Here is an 18,966-nt window from a genome sequence, read left to right as displayed (position 1 = left end):
GACGCGGGCGACCGCGTCAGAGGGCTGCTCGGCGACCTGGCCCGCACGAACGGCAGCGCCATGCTGATCACCCCCACAACCTGCGCGAGGTGGCGCGCATGTGCGACCGGATCCACTTCATGGCCGGCGGCCGGATTTCAGGGGGTGCCGAGCAGTTCCAGCAGGTCCCACTCGGTCTCGCACACCCGCCGCCCGATCGCCGCCAGCTCCACCGAACGCGCGCCGCCGGCCAGGTGCCGCATCGTCTGCATGACGCAGATGACGCCCCACTTCAGCACCCCGAACGCCTCCCACCACCGCAGCGCCTCCCGGTCCACCGCGTACCCCGAGGCCTCCTCGTAGGCGTGGACCAGCTCGTCGTAGGTGCCGAAGCCGCCCACCGGCGCCTTCTGCCCGAACCGCCACGCCTTCACGCACAGCCAGCCGAGGTCCTCGACCGGGTCGCCGGCGTGGGCCAGTTCCCAGTCGAGCACCGCCCGCACGCCCTCGGGCCCCACGATCAGGTTCCCGTTGCGGAAGTCGCCGTGCACGACCGTCCGCCGCGCGCCGTCCGGCCGGGTCGCCCCCAGCCTGCGCAGGGCCAGCTCGAACACCGGATGCGGCTGCCCGGTCAGATCCAGCACCTCGCGCCACTGGGTCAGCGGATCCGCGTCCTGCTCCCCGGGCAGGGCGCCGAGCGGCATCCGGTGCACCGCCGCCAGCGCCCGCCCGCACTGCGCGGCCAGCAGCGGCCGGGCGTGCCGGTAGGCGTCGTCGCGCAGGATCTTGCGCGGGATCGTCTCCCCGTCCACCCGCGCCATGAGGATGTAGGAGTCCCCGGAGGCGACGATCTCCGGGACCGGCACGCCCGCCTCGGCGGCGGCGCGCATCAGGACCGCCTCGGCCGCCAAGCCGCCGCCGGTCTCCGGGGTCGCGCCGGTGTTCGGGGAGGCGCCGGGGTTCAGGGGCGTGCCGGGGGAGTCCAGGCGCAGGATGAGGGCCCGCTCGCCGCCGGGCGTGTCCACGTCGAGCGACCAGGTCTCGCGTGAGGCGCCGCCGGGCAGCCGCGCGCTCGACAGCACCGCCGCCCCCGCGCCCAGCGCGTCCCGCACGATGTCCGCCACCCGGTCGCCGGTGTGCGCGTTCATCGCAGGCCGAACTCCCACGAACCGCCGCTCGTGTACGCGCCCAGGACCCGCCTGCCGACCGAGTCGATGTGCACCTCGTCGGGGCCGTCGTAGATGCGTCCGGCGCGGGCGTGCCGGTACATCCGGTCCAGGGGCGTGTCGGGGGTCAGGCCCGCCGCGCCGTACACCTGGATGGCCCGGTCGATCACGTTGTGCAGCATGCGCGCCCCCACCACCTTGATCGCCCCGATCTCGACGCGCGCGTCCGAACCGGCGTCCACCGTCTGCGCCGCGTGCAGGGTGAGCAGCCGCGCGGACTGGATCTCGGTGTAGGAGTCGAAGACGTGCTGGCGCATGAGCTGCTTCCTGGCCAGCGGCTCCCCGAACGCCGTGCGCCCGTGCAGGCGGTGGCACATCAGGTCGAAGGCCCGCTGCGCCTGCCCGAGCCAGCGCATGCAGTGGAAGATCCGGCCTGGCCCGAGGCGCTTCTGGGCGATGACGAAGCCGTGGCCGCGCTCGCCGAGCAGGTTGGCGGCCGGGACGCGGACGTCCTCGTAGCGCACCTCGCAGTGGGCGCCGCCGAGACCGAGCACGGGCGTCTCGCGGACGATCGTGTAGCCGGGTGTGCCGGTCGGCACCAGGATCATGGAGAAGGCCAGGTGGGGCGGGGCCTCCGGCTCGGTGCGGCACATCACGGTGGTGTAGGCGGCGCGGGAGGCGCCGGTGGTGAACCACTTGTGGCCGTTGATGACCCATTCGCCGCCGTCGAGCACCGCTTCGGTCTGGATCTGGGTGGGGTCGCTGCTGGAGATCTCCGGCTCGGTCATCGCGAAGCTCGGCCAGATGTCGCCACGCACGAGCGGCTCCAGGTAGCGCTCACGCTGGCCGCTCGAGGCGTGCTCGTGCAGCATCAGGGAGTCCTGCAGCGTGAACGTCCCGAGCGCGAGCTGGCCGAACTCGCTGCGCCCCTGCACCTCGTTGACGTAGACGTAGTCGAGGAACGGCAGGCCGCCGCCGCCCAGCTCACGCGGATGGCCGAGCGCCCACAGGCCCTCCTTCTTGGCCTCCTCCTGCAGCTCGCGCAGGGTGGCGGCGTCGCCGTCGCACAGGGCGGGCTCGGCGGGCTCGACCCGCTCGGTCATGAACGCGTGGACGGCGTCGCGAACCGGCCGGACGCTGTCGGGTACGGCGAAGCTCATGAAAGGATCACACCGTCTATCCGTTGCCCGGTCAACGGATAAGCGGTCACTTTCCAACGTCTTCGGCGGAGCGGAGAGGAGGCGCCATGGCGGCGCCGCACGACGTGCCCGACGCGGCCCAGCTGGTCGCGGCGGTCAGGCAGTTCCTGGAGGCCGACGTGTTGCCGGCGGTCGAGGGACGGGTGCGCTTCCACACGCGGGTGGCCATCAACGTGCTCGGCATGGTGGAGCGGGAGATCGAGCTGGGCCCGGCCCAGGCCGCCGAGCACGCGGAACGGCTGGCCGGGCTCGGCGTGGGCAGTGACGCGGAACTGGCCGCCCGGATCAGGGAGGGCCGCGCCGACGACCCGGAGCTGCTCGCCGCCCTGACCGCGGCCGTGCGCGCCAAGCTCGACGTCGCCAACCCCGGTTACGCGGCCCCGTGACGCCGTCCCGCGGTCCGGGCGGGTGGCGAGGCGCAGATCACCGCCCGCCCGAACCGGGGCACGTACCGTCTGCACGGGGGCGACGGACGGGGCGTGCCCATTTGTCCACGGTGTTCCCGCGGAGGTTGCATCAACGTTGCCCCTCCGCGCCGGCCGCTAGTGCGGTGCGGACACGTCCAGGTCCTTGACCCGGGGGTCGCCCTCGTCGGCGAAGTACTCGTCGCGCCGCGTGCCGTCCTCGCCGTCGGCCACCTTCGCGGCCCGCAGGGCCACGGTGACGACGGCGGCCACCAGGAGGTTGACGGCCAGGGCGATGACGCCGGCGTAGACGGTCGTCTTCGTGTCGAAGCCGAGCTCGCCCAGCGAGAACGCCGAGCCGCCGAAGTGCAGCTTGCCGGAGGCGGGGTTCGGGATGGTGTAGAGCATCCACATGCCGGCCGCAAGGCCCAGGGCCCAGCCGGCGATGAGGCCGCCCTTGTGGAACCACCGGGTGTACAGGCCCAGGGCCACCGAAGGCAGCGTCTGCAGGATGATCACACCGCCGATGAGCTGCAGGTCGATGGAGAACTGCGGGTCCAGCAGCAGGATGCACAGCACCGCGCCGACCTTGACCACGAGCGAGACGAGCTTGGAGACCGTGGCCTCCTGCTTGTCGGTGGCGTTCTTGTTGAAGTACTCGCGGTAGATGTTGCGGGTGAACAGGTTCGCCGCGGCGATGGACATGATCGCGGCGGGCACGAGCGCGCCGATGGCGATCGCGGCGTAGGCGACGCCTGCGAACCAGTCGGGGAACATGTTGTCGAACAGCACCGGGACGACCGTGTTGCCGATCGGCTTGCCGTTCTCGCCGATGACGGGCTTGGTGCCGGCGGCGATCGCCATGTAGCCGAGCAGGGCGATGAGGCCGAGCAGGAAGCTGTAGGCGGGCAGCGCGGACATGTTGCGCTTGATGACGGTGCGGTTCTTGGCGGCCAGCACGCCGGTGAGGCTGTGCGGGTAGAGGAACAGCGCCAGCGCCGAGCCGAAGGCCAGCGTGATGTACTGCAGCTGGTTGCCCGCGTTCAGCAGCAGGCCGTCACCCGGGGCGGGGGACTTGTCGAACTTGGCCGCGGCCGCGTCGAAGATGTTGCCCCAGCCGCCCAGCTTGATCGGGATGTAGATGACCGCGGCCAGGATCACGATGTAGATCAGCGAGTCCTTGACGAAGGCGATCAGCGCGGGGGCGCGCAGGCCCGACTGGTAGGTGTAGGCCGCCAGGATGGCGAAGGCCACGATGATCGGCCAGTGGCCGGTGACGCCCATCGACTGCAGCACGGCCTCGATGCCGACGAGCTGCAGCGCGATGTAGGGCATGGTCGCGACCAGCCCGGTGACGGCCACGACCAGCGCCAGCGTCGGTGAGCCGAAGCGCGAGCGCACGAAGTCGGCCGGGGTGACGAAGCCGTGCACGTGCGAGACCGACCACAGCCGGGTCAGCACGAGGAAGACCAGCGGATAGATCACGATGGTGTACGGCACCGCGTAGAAGCCCAGCGCGCCCGCGCCGAACACCAGGGCGGGCACCGCCACGAAGGTGTAGGCGGTGTAGAGGTCGCCGCCGACCAGGAACCAGGTGATCCAGGTCCCGAAGTTGCGCCCGCCGAGGCCCCACTCGTCGAGGCTCTCGATGTCCTTCGGCTTGCGCCAGCGGGCGGCCACGAAGCCCATGCCGCTGACCAGGGCGAACAGCGCGATGAAGACGACCAGTTCGGTCGTGTGCCCGCTCACTTGGTCATCCTGTAGACGACCACGGTGCAGGCGACGCCGACGAGGATGAAGGCGAGCTGCAGCCAGTAGAACAGCGGGAAGCCCATCAGCCGGGGTTCGTCGGCGTTGAACAGGAACGTGCACAACGGCAGCACGATCGGCACGATCAGCAGCCAGTTCCACGGGCTTTTGTCGGTGCGAGGTGGCGGCTCGGCCATGACCCCTCCGGTATGACAGTGGTTCGCGAGTGAGGGGACACTAGCGTCACAACCCAGACCGCCCAATGACTGAAATATCACGTTTTGGCCTATTTATAGACCATTGGGGGGATGGCGGGGGCGCGTCATCCGACGTGACATTAGTGAGGTTCGGCCGGGAAGCCGGGCGCGGATCGGCGAACGGTCGGCTCTTCGCGACGAACGGTCGGACGGACGGTCAGGCGAGCTCGTCGGCGATGTCCCGGGTGCCGTACCCCTCGGGCGCGGGCACCTCGGTGATCGGGTCGTCGCGGTCGTCGAACTCCACCCGCAGCGCTCTGGCCATCGTGGCGTGCATCTCGTACATGCAGGTGATGTAGGTGAGCTCGAGGATCTGCTCGTCCGGCAGGTGCTTCCTGAGCACGGCGAAGACCTCGTCGTGCACCCGGCCGCCGTCCAGCACGAGCGCGTCGGTGTAGGCGAGCACGGCCCGCTCCAGCTCGCCGAAGACGGTGCTCACCTGCCAGGAGGCGACCGCCTGGATCTTCTCCTCCGGCACGCCGATCGCGCGCATCTGCTTGCAGTGCTGCGAGTAGACGAACTGCGACTGCCGGGCCCATCCGGCGCGGGTCTGGCCCAGCTCGCGCAGCATCGGGTCGAGCGCGGACTCCCGGTAGAGCTGGAAGCCCTTCACGCAGTGGCGCAGGATCGCCGGGTCGAGCGCGAAGACCTCCCACCAGTCGCCGGGCGAACCCGTGGCGGTGCCGTCGCCGGTCAGCAGGCGGTCGTAGAAGAACGCGGTGAGCGGGTCGGCGACCTCCTCGCGCGGGACCCGGCGCAGGCGCGGCATCAGGCGGTCCGGTCGGCGGCGGTCTTCGGCTCGTGCCGCACGTCCTCCTCGCGGCCCAGCTCCCGCAGCCAGCAGGCGAACTCGATGAGGACGCCGTCGGGGTCCTTGAAGTAGATCGAACGCACGAACACGCCCTCGTGCGGGGCGGGGGCGACGCCGAACTCGCTGTCGTCGTGGTTGAGCAGCACGCCCACGTCCACGCCCTTGGCGATCAGCCGGTCGCGGTACTCCTCGATCTTGTCCGGCGGCACGTCGAAGGCGATGTGGTTCATGGAGCCGACCGCCGACAGCAGCTCGCCCCGGTCCGGCAGCCCCTTGGGCGCCGAGACCCCGGGCACCGCCTCCGGCGCGTCGGGGAACCAGAAGAAGGCCAGCGCGTTGCCGCCGCCGGCGTCGAAGAAGAAGTGCTGGCCCCAGCCCATCGGCAGCTCGATCGTCTTGATCAGCGGCATGCCCAGGACGCCGGAGTAGAAGTCGACGGTCTGCTTCATGTCCGAGCAGACCAGTGCCAGATGGTTGACTCCGCGCAGTTCGAACTCTTCGTTCATGGTAACTCCTTACTTATCACGCGAGAATCCTTGAGAAAACATGACATGAGGTGTCCTCTTTTCGGCCGAGAGTGGTCCTCATGAACATCGCACTGGTGGCAGGGGCCACACGAGGCACGGGCCGGGGCATCGCCGTACAGCTCGGCGCCGCCGGTTACACCGTCTACTGCACCGGCCGCTCCAGCGGATCGCGGCGCTCGGAGATGAACCGGCCGGAGACCATCGAGGAGACCGCCGCGCTCGTCACCGCCGCCGGCGGCACCGGCATCCCGGTCCGGGTCGACCACCTCGACCAGGAGCAGGTCAAAGCACTGGTGGAGCGGATCGAACGCGACCACGGACAGCTCGACGTCCTGGTCAACGACGTGTGGGGCGGCGACCGGCTCACCGAGTGGAACGTCCCGGTCTGGGAGCACAACCTGGACAACGGGCTGCGCCTGCTGCGGCTGGCGATCGACACCCACATCATCACCAGCCACTACGCGCTGCCGCTGCTGTCCAGGAAGCCCGGCGGCCTGGTCGTCGAGGTGACCGACGGGACCAAGAAGTACAACGACGACCACTACCGGCTCTCGCTCTTCTACGACCAGGCCAAGACCGCGGTCGTCCGGCTGGCGTACGCGCTCTCGCACGACCTGCGCGAGCACGGCTGCGCCGCCGTGGCGCTCACGCCCGGATTCCTGCGCTCGGAGGCGATGCTGGAGAACTTCGAGGTGACCGAGGAGACCTGGCGCGACTACATCCCGAAGAACGCCACCTGGGCGGTGTCGGAGACGCCGGCCTTCGTCGGGCGGGCCGTCGCGGCCCTGGCCCAGGACCCGGACAAGATGCGCTGGACCGGTCAGTCACTCGACAGCGGCGGCCTGGCCCAGGTCTACGGCTTCACCGACCTCGACGGCAGCCGGCCGGACGTGTGGCGTTACATCGAAGAGGTGGAGGACGGCGGCAAGAAGGCCGACGCGTCCGAGTACCGCTAGACATCAGGGGTGTACAGGCGGGCCGTCCGCAGGACGGCCTCGCGCACCATCGCGCGCAGCTCCGGCGGCGCCAGCACCTCCGCCTCCGGCCCGAACCGCAACACCTGCGAGTACGCGACCGTCATCGACTCCACGGCCAGCTCGACCGTACCGTCCTCGCCCAGCGAGGCGAGCGCGTCCTCCAGCGCGGCCGGGTCGGCGATGTGCCGGAGCATGCGCACCCCGGACGGGCTGAGCCGCAGCGTGACGGTGGCGCGCAGCAGGGAGCGAGCGAAGCGGGCCGACTGCCGCCGCCAGTACGCCGCCAGGTCGAACTCCGGATCCCGGGTGAAGCCCTCCTCCCGGGCCACGACCGCCTCCACCCGGTCCACGCGGAAGGTCAGGAAGTCCCCCGTGTGCGCCACCAGGTACCAGACGCCCGCCTTGAGCACCAGCCCGTACGGACGCACCGTGCGCTGCCTGCCCTTGTACGCCAGCCCGACCACCCGATCGCTCCACACCGCCCTGGCCAGCGGCGCCAGCGCGGCCGGCGGCGGCTCCTCACCGGCGAACCAGCCCGGCGCGTCCAGATGGAAGCGCTGCGCCGCCGTCGAGGGCGCGTCCCGCAGCCCGGGTGACAGCGCGGCCGCCGCCTTCAGCCGGGCGGTGGCCGCCACGTCCTGCAGCCCCATCTCGCGCAGCGCCCCCGGCACGCCCGACAGGAACAGCGCCTCCGCCTCGGCCCGGTCGAGCCCGGTCAGCCGGGTGCGGTAGCCCTCCAGCAGCCGGTAGCCGCCGCGCCGCCCCCGGTCGGCGTAGACCGGGACGCCCGCCTCGCTCAGCGCCAGCACGTCGCGGTGGACGGTCCGCTCGGAGACCTCCAGTTCCTCGGCCAGTTCGGCCGCCGTCATCCCGCCCCGCCCTTGCAGCAGCAGGATCACCGACATCAAACGGGACGCGCGCACGATCCGACTCTAAGGGGCGGTCACTTCGGGCAGGAGGACGGCAGAGGGATGGCCGGGGGAGTGGAGGACCTCCACGTCGGCCGGCAGCATGGGCCCGCCGTCCGCGATCGGATCGCCGGTGCCCGGATTGCGGGCGATCGTCGGGTACGCCCCGGCCGCCACGTGGACGCGGATACGGTGGCCGCGCTTGAAGCGGTGCCCGATCGGCCACAGGTCCACCTCGACCCGCCGGATGTCCTCCGGGCCGCCGAGCGTGCGCCGTACCCCCTCGCAGATGTTCATGGACGCGCCCGACGGGTGCACGTCGCAGACCCGCACCACCACGTCGGTGCAGGGCGCGCTGGAGCGCACCGACAGCTCGGCCCCCACGGGACCGATCATCTCGGTGTCGGCGCGCAGCGGCGCGGAGGTGTAGACGAGCACGTCGCGGCGGGCCTCCAGGCGGCGCTGGTCGCGCGGGCGGGAGTCGGCCAGCAGCACCGGGCCGCCGATGACGGGCGTGGGATGGGCGGGGTGGTAGCGGAAGCGGCCGGCGCCGTCCTCGCCGGGCGCGGCCGGATCCAGCCCGAACCCGGACCGCAGGTGCCAGCGGCGCATCCGCATCCCCGGAACAGGCCAGTCCGGATAGTCGCGCCACTCGCCGGCGCCGGTCACGTGCAGCCGCACCGGGTCGGCCCGCAACCGCGAGAAGTCACCCAGCAGGTGGGCGCGGAACCAGGTCAGCGCCTCGGCGACGGAGGGGCGGCCGTGGCGCATGTCCACGTGGTACCAGGGCCCGATGGTCAGGTACGGCCGCCGCCCGGCCCTGCGCATCGTCAGATAGTCCTTGATCTGCCAGGGCAGGAACACGTCGTACCAGCCGCCGAGCATCGTGACGGCGGCGCCGACGTCGGCCACGTCGGGGGAGAAGTCGCGCTTGGCCCAGTACGGCGCGGCGGGATCGCCGTGATGGGCGAGCAGATCCTGGTAGAAGGCCAGCGGATGCCCGGCCGAGACCAGGTCGAGCTCGCCCATCGGCCGCCCGGACAGCACCGCGCGGCGGGTCAGCCGGGGCGCGGTCAGCACGGCGGTGCCGCCGAAGCGGCGTGACATCGCGTCGGTCAGCGTCGTCCAGCTCAGCGCCGACTCCAGCGCGAACGCCCCGCCCACGTAGGCGGCGTCGCGGAACTGGGAGGCGGTGATCTGCGTGGCCATCGCCCGCAGGTCGGGACCGGCGTAGGGGGCGATGGCCCACTGGGTGTAGCCGAGGTAGGAGGGGCCGAAGGTGGCGAAGCTGCCGCCGTACCAGGGCTGCTCGCGCATCCAGGCCACGGTGGCCAGGCCGTCGTCGTGCTCGTCGCCGAGCGGGTCGAGCAGCCCGCCGGAGCCGAATCCGCCCCGGCAGGACTGCATGACGACCTGGAAGCCCTGCCGGGCGAAGCCGCGGCCGAACATCCATCCGAAGGCGCCCCTTCGGCCGTACGGCGAGCGGATGAGCACGACCGGCGCGCGCGGCGCCCCCACGGGCGCGTAGTGGTCGGTCAGCAGCCGGACGCCGTCGGGCATGGGGACGGGCAGGTCTCTGGTGACACGTATTGGATATTTCCCCCGCATACCTCAACGGGTAACAGACGCGCGGGCGGGCGGACAAGGGGAATTCGCGCCCGTGGGCGGGGCGTGTCACGGCCAGAGGCGGGCTCGGGGGCGTCAGCGCTGGTCGAGCGGCAGAGCGATGTCCACGACCTGGCGGCGCGACGGGAACGTTCCCACCTGGACGGCCGCACCGGTCAGGGGGTCGACGGTGTAGAAACGGGAGGACCCGCTCACGGTCAGCGCCGCGAAGGCGGTGTTGGCCGAGGCGGCGCCCTTGCGCAGCGTGGTGTAGATGTCGAAGCCGGCCGCTGAGCCCGCGTCCACGCCGAGCTTGCCGGTCGGGGCGAGGTTGCCGGCGTTGGCCGGCGACTGCACCGCGATCTGGTCGGCGGTCGTGTCCACGTCGAACAGCGTCGTGGCCGTCGTCGCGTCCAGGTCGTTGTTGGTGTACGCGGCGCCGCTCACGCCGAGGGCGGTGACGCCGGTCGTGGCGGGCGGGACGGGCGGGTTGGTGAGCTTGCCGTCGGTCGCGGTGGTGCCGGCGGCCGGGGCGCCCATAGGGTCGTCGATGTTGTGCCGCAGGTTCTGGCCGGTGTCGCTGATCACGCGCAGCCGGTTGGCGGCGGGGTTGAAGTCGACGCCGAAGTTCTTGCCGTCCAGTGCGACGCTGAGCTGGGAGACCTTGGTCGCCTTGGCCGCGCCGGACAGCGTGTAGACGCCGCCCTGGTCGCCGACGGCGTACAGCTTGCCGTCCTGCACGCGGTAGTCGATGCCGACCACCTTCGCGTCGCCCTTCAGCCCGTTGACCTTGCCGATGTCGGTGACGGAGCCGGGACGGTCGGCGCGGAAGGCGACCAGCCTGCCGTCGGCCGTCAGCCCGGCGACCTGCAGGGCCCCGTCGCGCCGGGGGGAGGCGTCGGCGAGCGCGGGCGCGGCCAGGCCGGCGCCCGCGCAGGCCACGATGGCGGCGAGGGCCAGTGTCGTGCGCATGAGGTGTGCTCCTTCTTGTCGGGACTTTTCCTCCTTCTTCGTCCGGGGGCGCCCGCCGGATTGACCTACGGTCGCGTAGGGCATGACATTCGCGGCAAACTATCCCGTCATGGGACGAATTTCGTCATACGTCGCCCTAGGGGACAGCTTCACAGAGGGACTCGAAGACCCGGCCGCCACGGGCTTCCGCGGCTGGGCCGACCGGCTCGCCGAGCACATCGAGGCCGACCGGCCCGGCCTGCGCTACGCCAACCTCGCGGTACGCGGCCGGATCATCGACGAGATCGTGCGCGAGCAGGTGCCGCAGGCGGTCGCCATGGGCGCCGACCTGGTCTCGCTCTGCGCGGGCGGCAACGACATCCTGCGGCCCGGCAGCGGGCCCGCGATCGTCGCCAGGCGGCTGGAACAAGGGGTGCGCACGCTCACCGAGGCCGGAGCCAAGGTGATGCTCTTCACCGGCTTCGACCTGCGGCACGTGCCCGTCATGCGGCTGGCGCACAGCAAGATCGAGGTCTACAACCTGCACATCCACGACATCGCCCGGCGCTACGACGCCCACCTGGTCGACCTGTGGCCCATGGCCGTGCTGCGCGACCCGCGCGCCTGGGACTCCGACCGGCTCCACCTCAACGGCGACGGCCACCGCCGCGTGGCGCTGGCCGCCGCCGAAGTGCTCGGGGTGCCGGTCGAGCAGGACTGGCGCGAGCCGTACCCGCCGCGGCGCCCGCCCGTCTGGACGGACGCCCGGCGGGAGGACCTGCGCTGGGCCAGGCAGTTCCTCGCACCGTGGATCAACCGCCGCCTGCACGGCCGCTCCTCCGGCGACGGCGTCAGCCCCAAGCGGCCGGGGCTGACGCCGGTACGGCCCGGCTAGTTCTTGTCGGGACGCTCGGAGACGCGGACGGCGTTGACGATCGGCTGGCCGTCACGCCGGGCGAAGCGCACGTTCAGCTGGCCGTCGGTGACCTTCACGGTGTACGAGCGGTTCGCCGCCGTGTAGGTGCCCACCTCCAGGGCCAGGTCGAGCGCGGGTACGGCGAGCTGGCCCTCGACGATCACGTCGAAGACCCGGGAGCCCGGACGCTTCGAGGTGATCTCGGCGAAGCCCAGTTCGACGGTGTAGGTGCCGTTCGGCACGTTGTCGAAGCGGTACTCCAGCAGGTTCTCGCGGGCGGTGCGGAACAGCGCCTGCTCCGTGGTGCCCGCGATGGTCCTGCGGGTGTCGGCCGTGCGGTTCTGGTTGGCCACCCAGCCATGGCCGCCCTGGGTGTACTTGCGGTCGGCGGTCCACACATCGCCCTGGGCGTCGACGACCTGCCTGGAGGCGCCGGTGTCGAGCGCCACCTGGTGCTTGGGCACCACGACGTTCACCGTGATCTCCAGGATCGGCTGGCGGCCGCTGTTGGACTTCACCGTGAGCTTGCCCGCCTGAACCGTGCCCGGCTGCACGCCCTGGCTGCTGACCGTGACCTTCACCGCGGCCTTCTCGCCCTTGGCGAGGCGGCCGGCGGTCGGCGCGGCGGTGAGCCAGGCGGCGTCGCTGGTTACGGTGTAGTCGGCGGGCGCGCCGAGGTTGGTCAGCTCGAACGAGCGGCTGCGGGTGACGCCCGTGGGCATGACCACGGCCAGCTCGCCGACCGAGGCGCTGACCGCGCCGGTGATCAGCGCCGTGTCCACCCGGGTGAACGCCAGCGGAGCGACCGTGACGTCCTGGGAGAACGTGCCGTAGTGCTCCCTGGAGACCTCCACCTTGTGGTCGCCGGCCGGCACCTGGCCGTAGAACGTGCCGTCGGCGCCCGTGGTGAAGGTGGCCGCCTGGCCCACCTTCACCGTCGCGCCGGCGATCGCCTTGCCGTCGTTGGCGTCGGTGACCGTGCCCGTGACCAGCCCGTGGCGGGTGGCCGCGACCGTCACGCTTTGGCCGGTGGAGACCGCGGCGGTGTTGAACGAGTACAGCAGCGCGTCGGTGCCGGGTCCGTTCTCCACGCCGATCGTGGCGCTGTTGCCCTGCTCGCGGGCGCCCTCGACGTCCTTGTAGCGGTAGGAAACCGTGCCGTTCTCGCCCAGGAGCATCGACACCGAGATCCGCATCGTGGCGTCGGAGTAGAACTTCACGTTGCGCCACTCCACCACGTAGACGCGGTTGGGCGCGGCGCCCTGCGTGGCGGTGTAGATGCCCGACTCGGCGTCGGCCACGAGGTCGTCGAAGTAGGCGTAGACCGCGTTGTTCGGCGTGCCCGTGGTCGGCAGCGTGCCGTTCGAGCCGGTGGTGACCTTCTCGTTGGCGAAGGAGGCGTAGCCGTTCGTGGTGATCCACGCCTTCGTCTGCGCGGCGCCGTAGAACGGGAAGGTGAACGGCAGCGTCACCTGCTGCGCCTCGTCGTCGCCGGTCAGCGCCAGCTTCTCGGTCCCTTCCACGTACGGCAGCGCCTTGCTCTCACAGGTGTAGCCGAACCCGTCGCCCCGCAGCGGCAGGTCGACGTCCTTGACCACGTCCCCCGCCACCGTCACCTGGACGGTCGTCGAGGCCGTCGCGCAGCGCGAGCGCGGTGTAACGGTCACGTCGTAGGTGCCGTGAGGGATCGTGAACCGGTAACGGCCGTCGGCGCCGGTGACCGCCTGGACCGGCGTACCGGCGACGGAGAGCGTCGCGCCGGACTCGGGCGCGCCCGCGATCGAGACGAGGCCGGAGACCGTGCCGCTGTCCTTTCGCGTCATCGTGACGTCCGTGGTGGCCGTCTGCCCGGCCGCCACGGTGGCGCTCGCGGTGCCGGAGGTGTAGCCGAACCTGGACGCGCTCACCTGGTAGTCGCCGGGCAGCAGGCGCGGCACCGCGTAGGTGCCGTCCGCGCCGGTGAAGACCGTACGGCTCAGCGGCCCGGTCAGGCTGACCTCGGCATGGGCGACCGGAGCGCCACCGGCGGTGACGGTGCCCCTGAGGTCGCCGAGCCCGTCGCGGGGCGCCGACTGGACGGCGGCGAAGGAGTCGAGCCTGCCCTCGCCCCAGACGTTGTTGTCGGTCGGCGTGCCGCCGCAGCTGGTGTCGTTGACGTCGATCGCCGTGCTGTCCAGCAGCGGCCGCGTGGCGTCCACGTTGCCCTGCAGGCTCGGCGCCGCCGACCACAGCAGCGCCACCGTCGCGGCCACGTGCGGCGTGGCCATCGAGGTGCCGGTGAAGGCCGCGTAGCCGCCGCCGGGCACCGAGGAGCGCACGTTCACCGCGGGGGCGGCGATGTTCGGCTTGATCTCGCCGTTCTCGCCGGCGCCCTTGCTGGAACGGGCGTACAGGACGTTGTTGATGTCGAGGCCGCCGACGCTGTAGCTGATCACGTACTGGCCGGGGGAACTGCTGGTGGTGCAGGCCGGGCCGGCGTTGCCGTTGGCGAAGGCGGGGAAGATGCCGGCGGCGATCCACGACTGCACGATCGTCTTGTACCAGGGGTCGAAGCCCGCTCCGCCCCAGGAGTTGTTGACGATGTCGGGCGCCAGGTCGGTCCGCTCGTTCTCGCCGTTGAGGTCGGTCGGGGCGGCCATCCACTGGCCGGACTTGATGAGCGACTCGTCGGTGCAGGTGTCGGTCTCGCAGCCCTTGGCGGCGATCCAGCGCGCGGCCGGCGCCACGCCGATGCCGTTGGCGCCGACCATGGTGCCCGTCACGTGGGTGCCGTGGTCGTTGTTGTCGCACGGGGCCGCGCTCGGGCACACGCCCGCCGGGTCGAACCAGTTGTAGTTGTGGTCGTAGGAGCCGTCGGGGCCCCGGCCCCGGTACTGCGCGGCGATCTCCGGGTGGGTGAAGTCGGCGCCGGTGTCGATGTGGCCGACGACGATGCCCTCGCCCTTGCTGCCGAGCTCGCTCCACACGCGGGGCGCGCCGACCCGGTCGATGTTCCACTCGACGGCGGCCTTGACCCTGGCCTCCGCCCTGCCCTGCTCCGGCTTCGGCACCGCGAACGTGCGTACCGGGAGGATGCTCTCGACCTCCGCCAGGTCCGCGATCGCGGTGGCGAGCTTGGCGCCCGCGCCGGTGACGCGCACGGCGTTGACGATCCAGTAGGGGGCGAAGTCGGCGTTCTGCGCGGTCAGCAGTTTGCGCAGCTCCGCCTGGGAGGACGCGGCGTGCCCCTTCTTGGTCTTGAAGACCTCGGCGGCCTTCGCGTCCTTGGAGGTGGCCCGGCGGGCCGCGGATAAGTTGGCCTCGCCCTTCATCTTGACCCAGAAGGTCGCCTTGTCATCGGCCTTCAGGTCGTCCATCACGGACTTGTCGATCTTGTCGGGTTGGGGTGCGGCCAGGGCCACGGACTGGGGGAGCAGGAGGCACAGGGCGGCTGCGGCCCCCGTGAGAGCCGCTCGCCAGGCGATCTTGACAACCATGTGCAGAGCGTGATTCGACACAGTCAAGTTGGCAAGAGTCAAAGTGGTAATTCGGGTTTTCTAGCTGTAATGCTGGAAGTTGCGCCAGCCGTCGCGCCACGGGATCTTCAGGCCCCGGCAGACGAAGATCACCATGCCCTGGATCTCGTTGTCCAGGCCGAGGCCGTTGTCGATCTCGCCGGCCTCGTCGCACGTGGTGAACTGCTTGTTCATGGCCCACCTGATCACGTCGACCGCGATGACCACGGTGCCGGTCTCGGGGGGCGGGCCGTATTCGAACAACTGGTTGTGCGCGCTATAGACACGCGGCAGGCCCGCGCGGTCGGCCGCGCCCGCGTTGCCGTAGTTGCCCATCAGAAGGATCACCCGCGAGCGCTCCTCCGGCGACAGCTTGTCGAACACCGACCGTAGCTGCGTGGCGAAGCTCGGCCAGCCCAGCGACTCGCGGACCACCTGGTTGGCCTCCGGGATCACCGTCTGCGCCACCTCTTTGGCGGGCAGGATCGGCAGCGCGATGAACAGGTTGCCCGCCGCCACTAGCGCCAGCCCCGCCGTGCCCACCACCCGCCAGCGCGGGCGCGCGGCCTCCAGGCCCACGCAGCCCGCCGCGAACAGCAACACCATCAGCCCGGTGATGTAGTCGGGCCGGCCGCCGGAAATCACCGTCAGCAGCCCGGTCACCGGATAGGCCACCGCCAGCGCCCGCACCCGCCGGTCGCGCCACAACCGCACGAACCCGAACGCCGACACCACCGCCGCCGCCGGGCCGAGCAGCAGCACCTGCATCGGAAGGAACAACGCGCGCATCTCCGCGCCCTTGTCGGCGCTCAGCGCCGCCGCCATCTTCAGCTGCGGCCAGCCGTTCGTGACCTGATAGAGAAGATTCGGTACGGCCAGCAGCACCGCGATCAGCGCACCCGCCCACAACCACGGGCTGAGCAGCACCCGGCGCGGCCCCACCGCGAGCAGGCCGGCGGCCAGGCCGATGACCAGCAGCGCGATCAGATGCTTGTTGTAGGTGGCCACCCCGATCACCGCGCCGGCGGCCAGCCACCAGCGGGGCTCGCCGCGCAGCAGCACCTTGAGGATGAACAGGATGGCCGCCGCCCACAGCGGCAGGTCGACGCTGAGCGTCAGCAGCGAGTGGCCGACGATCAGGACGAATCCCGCGGTCGCCACCCCCAGGCTGGCCAGAATCTGCGCGAACCGGCCACCGCCGAGCTCGCGGACGATGAGTGCCACCAGCACCAGCAGCACCGCCGCGCACACGGCGGCGGGGACGCGGATGGCGGTCAGCGTGTCGCCGAACACCCCGATGGCGGCACGCGCCAGCATCGGGGTGAGCGGAGGTTGGTCGACGTAGCCCCAAGCCGGATGCTCGGCGAGCATGCGGAAGTACAGCTCGTCGCGGTGATAGTCGTAGGCCCCGCTTAAAGCCACCAGGATCGCGGCCGTGCCGAGAGCGATCGCGGTGACGGGCCGCCAGGCGAAGGCGCGCTCCATACTCGCTGAAGTTAGGTGCTTGACTCGGGCTTGTCACCACGTGCGAGCCCCTAACCCGCCCTTACGCGAACCGCTGCCGTGTCAGGGGGCACGCCATGGTCACGACCTCGGCCGGGCGTGTTAGCATCCCTGCATGCGAATCGGCTTGCAGAGCCAGTGGTGGCGCCCCTTCTAGGCGGCGCGTACTTCGCATTCCTCAACGACGGCCGCCCCGGAAGGCGGCCTTTGTTGTCTCGCCTCCGGGGCTCATTGGGTTAGCAAGGGGCAGGCAGCAATGGAGACGAGCGGATATACGACCGCCGGTGGCGTCCATGTCGAGCGGGAGACACGTGAGGTCGCCGAGGAGGCGCTCGAAGAGATCGTGAGCGCGCTCGGAGAACGGCGCGGCGGCGCGTTCTCCTCGGGCATGGACTACCCGGGCCGCTACAGCCGGTGGGCCTTCGGCTATGTCGACCCGTGCGTCGAGCTCGTCGCCAGAGGGCGGCGCATCAGCGCGACGGCGCTGAACGAGCGCGGCCGGGTCGTGCTGCCCGTGCTCGCGACCTGCCTGCTGGCCGCGGGCAAGCCGGTGGCCCAGCCCACCGCCGACCGCGTCGAGGTGCACGTTGCCGAGAGCGACGAACTGCTGCCCGAGGAGATGCGCAGCCGCCGCCCGACCGTCTTCACCGCCATCCGCGAGGTCATCGCCGCCTTCGCCGGAGACGACGCCCACCTCGGCCTGTACGGCGCCTTCGGCTACGACCTGGCCTTCCAGTTCGAGCCGATCCGGCACGAGCTGACCCGCCCCGACGATCAGCGCGACCTGGTGCTGCACCTGCCCGACCGGCTCGTGGTGATCGACCGCCAGCGCGAGACCAGCGTCGAGCACCGCTACGAGTTCACCGTCGACGGCGTGTCCACCCGCGGCATGGAGCGCACCGGCGCCTCGGTGCCGCAGGTGGTCCCCGGCCAGATCCCGCCCAACCCCGAGAAGGGCTCCTACGCCAAGGTCGTGGCCGCGGCCAAGGAGAAGTTCAAGCGCGGCGACCTGTTCGAGGTCGTGCCCGGCCAGGTCTTCCACTCCGTCTGCACCGACCCGCCCGCCTTCTACCGCACCCTCCACCGGTCCAACCCCGCCCCGTACGAGTTCATCATCAGCCTCGGCGAGGGCGAGCACCTCGTCGGCGCCTCACCCGAGATGTACGTGCGCGTCAGCGGCGACCGCGTGGAGACCTGCCCCATCTCCGGCACCATCGCCCGCGGCTCCAACCCCGTCGAGGACGCCGAGGCCATCCGCACCCTGCTGTCCTCCGTCAAGGAGGAGAGCGAGCTGACCATGTGCACCGACGTCGACCGCAACGACAAGTCGCGCATCTGCGTGCCCGGCACCGTCAAGGTCATCGGACGCCGCCAGATCGAGCTCTACTCCCGCCTGATCCACACCGTCGACCACATCGAGGGCCGCCTGCGCCCCGAGTTCGACGCCCTCGACGCCTTCCTCACCCACATGTGGGCCGTCACCGTCACCGGCGCGCCCAAGACCTGGGCGATGCAGTTCATCGAGGACCACGAGGCCACCACGCGCAGATGGTACGGCGGGGCCATCGGCTTCATCGGCTTCGACGGGTCCATGAACACCGGGCTCACCCTGCGTACCGCCCAGATCAAGCACGGCGTGGCCACCGTGCGGGCCGGAGCCACGTTGCTGTTCGACTCCGACCCCGAGTCGGAGGAGCGCGAGACCGAACTCAAGGCCAGCGCGCTGCTCGGCGCCCTGGACGCGGTCAACCGCCCCGAATCCGTCCCCGTGACCCCCGCTCCCGAACAGCCGGGGCTCGGCATGAAGGTCCTGCTCGTCGACCACGAGGACTCCTTCGTCAACACCCTCGCCGACTACTTCCGCCAGCAGGGCGCCGAGGTCACCACGCTGCGGCACGGCTTCCCCGCCGAGATGATCGACACGATCGCCCCCGACCTCGTCGTCCTGTCTCCCGGGCCGGGGTGGCCCTCCGACTTCGGGATGTCCGCGCTCATCGACGAGCTGTACTCCAGGAACCTGCCGGTATTCGGCGTGTGCCTGGGACTGCAGGCCATGGTCGAGCACGCCGGGGGGACGCTCGAACTGCTGGGCTACCCGGAGCACGGCAAGCGCGGGCAGGTCTCGCGCCTGGGCGAGAGCGCGTTGCTGGAGGGCCTGCCCGAGACGTTCACGGCCGCCCGCTACCACTCGCTGCACGCCAAGCGCCCCGGCGTGGTCTCCTTCACCCCGACCGCCCTGACCCCCGACGGCAACGTCATGGCCATCGAGGACCCTGCCAACCGGCGCTACGGCGTCCAGTTCCACCCGGAGTCCATCCTCACGGCAGAGGGTGACGCCGGCGCCAAAATCATCGCCAACGTCCTCCGCCTGACCCGCCGCTGACCCGTGGGTGGGCAGGCGCCCCTTCCGGACCCCTGCCCACCCACCCCCACCCCCGCACGCGCGTGTCTCCATCCCCTGCGCGGGTTCCCCACGCACCTCACGCCCGTCCCTGCCCCGCTTCACCCCGGTTCCTCCGG

General features: G+C 71.1%; 15 protein-coding genes. 4 read left to right on the top strand and 11 right to left on the bottom strand.

All coding sequences use genetic code 11. The annotated features are described in order from the left end of the window. Positions 1–137 precede the first annotated feature (137 nt). Together ACFWY5_RS16235 and ACFWY5_RS16230 are read right to left on the bottom strand one after the other, a co-directional pair. Positions 138–1,127 carry a phosphotransferase family protein gene (locus tag ACFWY5_RS16235; RefSeq protein WP_379632622.1) on the bottom strand — a complete coding sequence of 330 codons (990 nt, stop codon included), beginning with the start codon at positions 1,125–1,127 and terminating at the stop codon, positions 138–140. Beyond that, entirely contained in the window at positions 1,124–2,305 is a 1,182-nt protein-coding gene (locus ACFWY5_RS16230; protein ID WP_379632620.1) for an acyl-CoA dehydrogenase family protein, read from the bottom strand. Before ACFWY5_RS16230 ends, ACFWY5_RS16235 begins: the two co-directional genes overlap by 4 nt. Positions 2,306–2,391: 86 nt before the next feature. Between ACFWY5_RS16230 and ACFWY5_RS16225 the strand changes: the two genes are divergently transcribed. Beyond that, complete coding sequence (locus ACFWY5_RS16225; protein ID WP_379632618.1) at positions 2,392–2,730, top strand: DUF6285 domain-containing protein; 339 nt, start codon at positions 2,392–2,394, stop codon at positions 2,728–2,730. 156 nt (positions 2,731–2,886) lie between these two features. Here the strand turns inward: ACFWY5_RS16225 and mctP are convergent, their stop codons facing one another. The 4 genes from mctP to ACFWY5_RS16205 form a co-directional block, all read right to left on the bottom strand. Further along, on the bottom strand, positions 2,887–4,497 hold the full coding sequence (gene mctP / locus ACFWY5_RS16220; protein WP_379632616.1) for a monocarboxylate uptake permease MctP: 1,611 nt from the start codon (positions 4,495–4,497) through the stop codon (positions 2,887–2,889). Continuing rightward, entirely contained in the window at positions 4,494–4,694 is a 201-nt protein-coding gene (locus ACFWY5_RS16215) for a DUF3311 domain-containing protein (protein ID WP_379623284.1), read from the bottom strand. The genes mctP and ACFWY5_RS16215 overlap by 4 nt, the downstream gene beginning before the upstream one ends. 217 nt (positions 4,695–4,911) lie before the next feature. Next, positions 4,912–5,523, bottom strand: coding sequence for a carboxymuconolactone decarboxylase family protein (locus tag ACFWY5_RS16210; RefSeq protein WP_379632614.1), 612 nt, complete (start codon positions 5,521–5,523; stop codon positions 4,912–4,914). After that, complete coding sequence (locus tag ACFWY5_RS16205) at positions 5,523–6,071, bottom strand: VOC family protein (protein ID WP_379632612.1); 549 nt, start codon at positions 6,069–6,071, stop codon at positions 5,523–5,525. Before ACFWY5_RS16205 ends, ACFWY5_RS16210 begins: the two co-directional genes overlap by 1 nt. A gap of 80 nt (positions 6,072–6,151) precedes the next feature. Here ACFWY5_RS16205 and ACFWY5_RS16200 point away from each other — a divergent pair, with 80 nt between their 5' ends. Further along, entirely contained in the window at positions 6,152–7,048 is an 897-nt protein-coding gene (locus ACFWY5_RS16200) for an SDR family oxidoreductase (protein WP_379632610.1), read from the top strand. Here the strand turns inward: ACFWY5_RS16200 and ACFWY5_RS16195 are convergent. From ACFWY5_RS16195 to ACFWY5_RS16185, 3 genes are all read right to left on the bottom strand, one after another. Then, positions 7,045–7,992: a helix-turn-helix transcriptional regulator gene (locus ACFWY5_RS16195; protein WP_379623292.1), complete on the bottom strand. Its 948-nt coding sequence runs from the start codon at positions 7,990–7,992 to the stop codon at positions 7,045–7,047. The two genes, ACFWY5_RS16200 and ACFWY5_RS16195, sit on opposite strands and share 4 nt — an antisense overlap. A gap of 9 nt (positions 7,993–8,001) precedes the next feature. Further along, on the bottom strand, positions 8,002–9,537 hold the full coding sequence (locus tag ACFWY5_RS16190) for a CocE/NonD family hydrolase (RefSeq protein ID WP_379632608.1): 1,536 nt from the start codon (positions 9,535–9,537) through the stop codon (positions 8,002–8,004). Between the two features lie 141 nt (positions 9,538–9,678). Further along, complete coding sequence (locus tag ACFWY5_RS16185) at positions 9,679–10,554, bottom strand: DUF4394 domain-containing protein (protein WP_379632606.1); 876 nt, start codon at positions 10,552–10,554, stop codon at positions 9,679–9,681. A gap of 109 nt (positions 10,555–10,663) precedes the next feature. On the opposite strand from ACFWY5_RS16185, the gene ACFWY5_RS16180 reads away from it, so the two are divergent. Next, positions 10,664–11,428: an SGNH/GDSL hydrolase family protein gene (locus tag ACFWY5_RS16180; RefSeq protein ID WP_379632604.1), complete on the top strand. Its 765-nt coding sequence runs from the start codon at positions 10,664–10,666 to the stop codon at positions 11,426–11,428. Here the strand turns inward: ACFWY5_RS16180 and ACFWY5_RS16175 are convergent. Both ACFWY5_RS16175 and ACFWY5_RS16170 read right to left on the bottom strand, forming a co-directional pair. Then, positions 11,425–14,925, bottom strand: coding sequence for a S8 family serine peptidase (locus ACFWY5_RS16175; RefSeq protein WP_379632602.1), 3,501 nt, complete (start codon positions 14,923–14,925; stop codon positions 11,425–11,427). The genes ACFWY5_RS16180 and ACFWY5_RS16175 overlap by 4 nt on opposite strands. Positions 14,926–14,985: 60 nt before the next feature. Next, positions 14,986–16,428 carry a glycosyltransferase family 39 protein gene (locus ACFWY5_RS16170; protein WP_379623182.1) on the bottom strand — a complete coding sequence of 481 codons (1,443 nt, stop codon included), beginning with the start codon at positions 16,426–16,428 and terminating at the stop codon, positions 14,986–14,988. A 274-nt stretch (positions 16,429–16,702) separates the two neighbouring features. On the opposite strand from ACFWY5_RS16170, the gene ACFWY5_RS16165 reads away from it, so the two are divergent. Then, complete coding sequence (locus ACFWY5_RS16165) at positions 16,703–18,829, top strand: anthranilate synthase component I (RefSeq protein WP_379623180.1); 2,127 nt, start codon at positions 16,703–16,705, stop codon at positions 18,827–18,829. Positions 18,830–18,966 lie beyond the last annotated feature (137 nt).

The organism is Nonomuraea sp. NPDC059007, from assembly GCF_042740555.1.
Taxonomy (GTDB): Bacteria; Actinomycetota; Actinomycetes; order Streptosporangiales; family Streptosporangiaceae; genus Nonomuraea.
The sequence above is the reverse complement of the archived record's forward strand: the minus strand, read 5'-3'. Positions and strand labels throughout refer to the sequence as shown.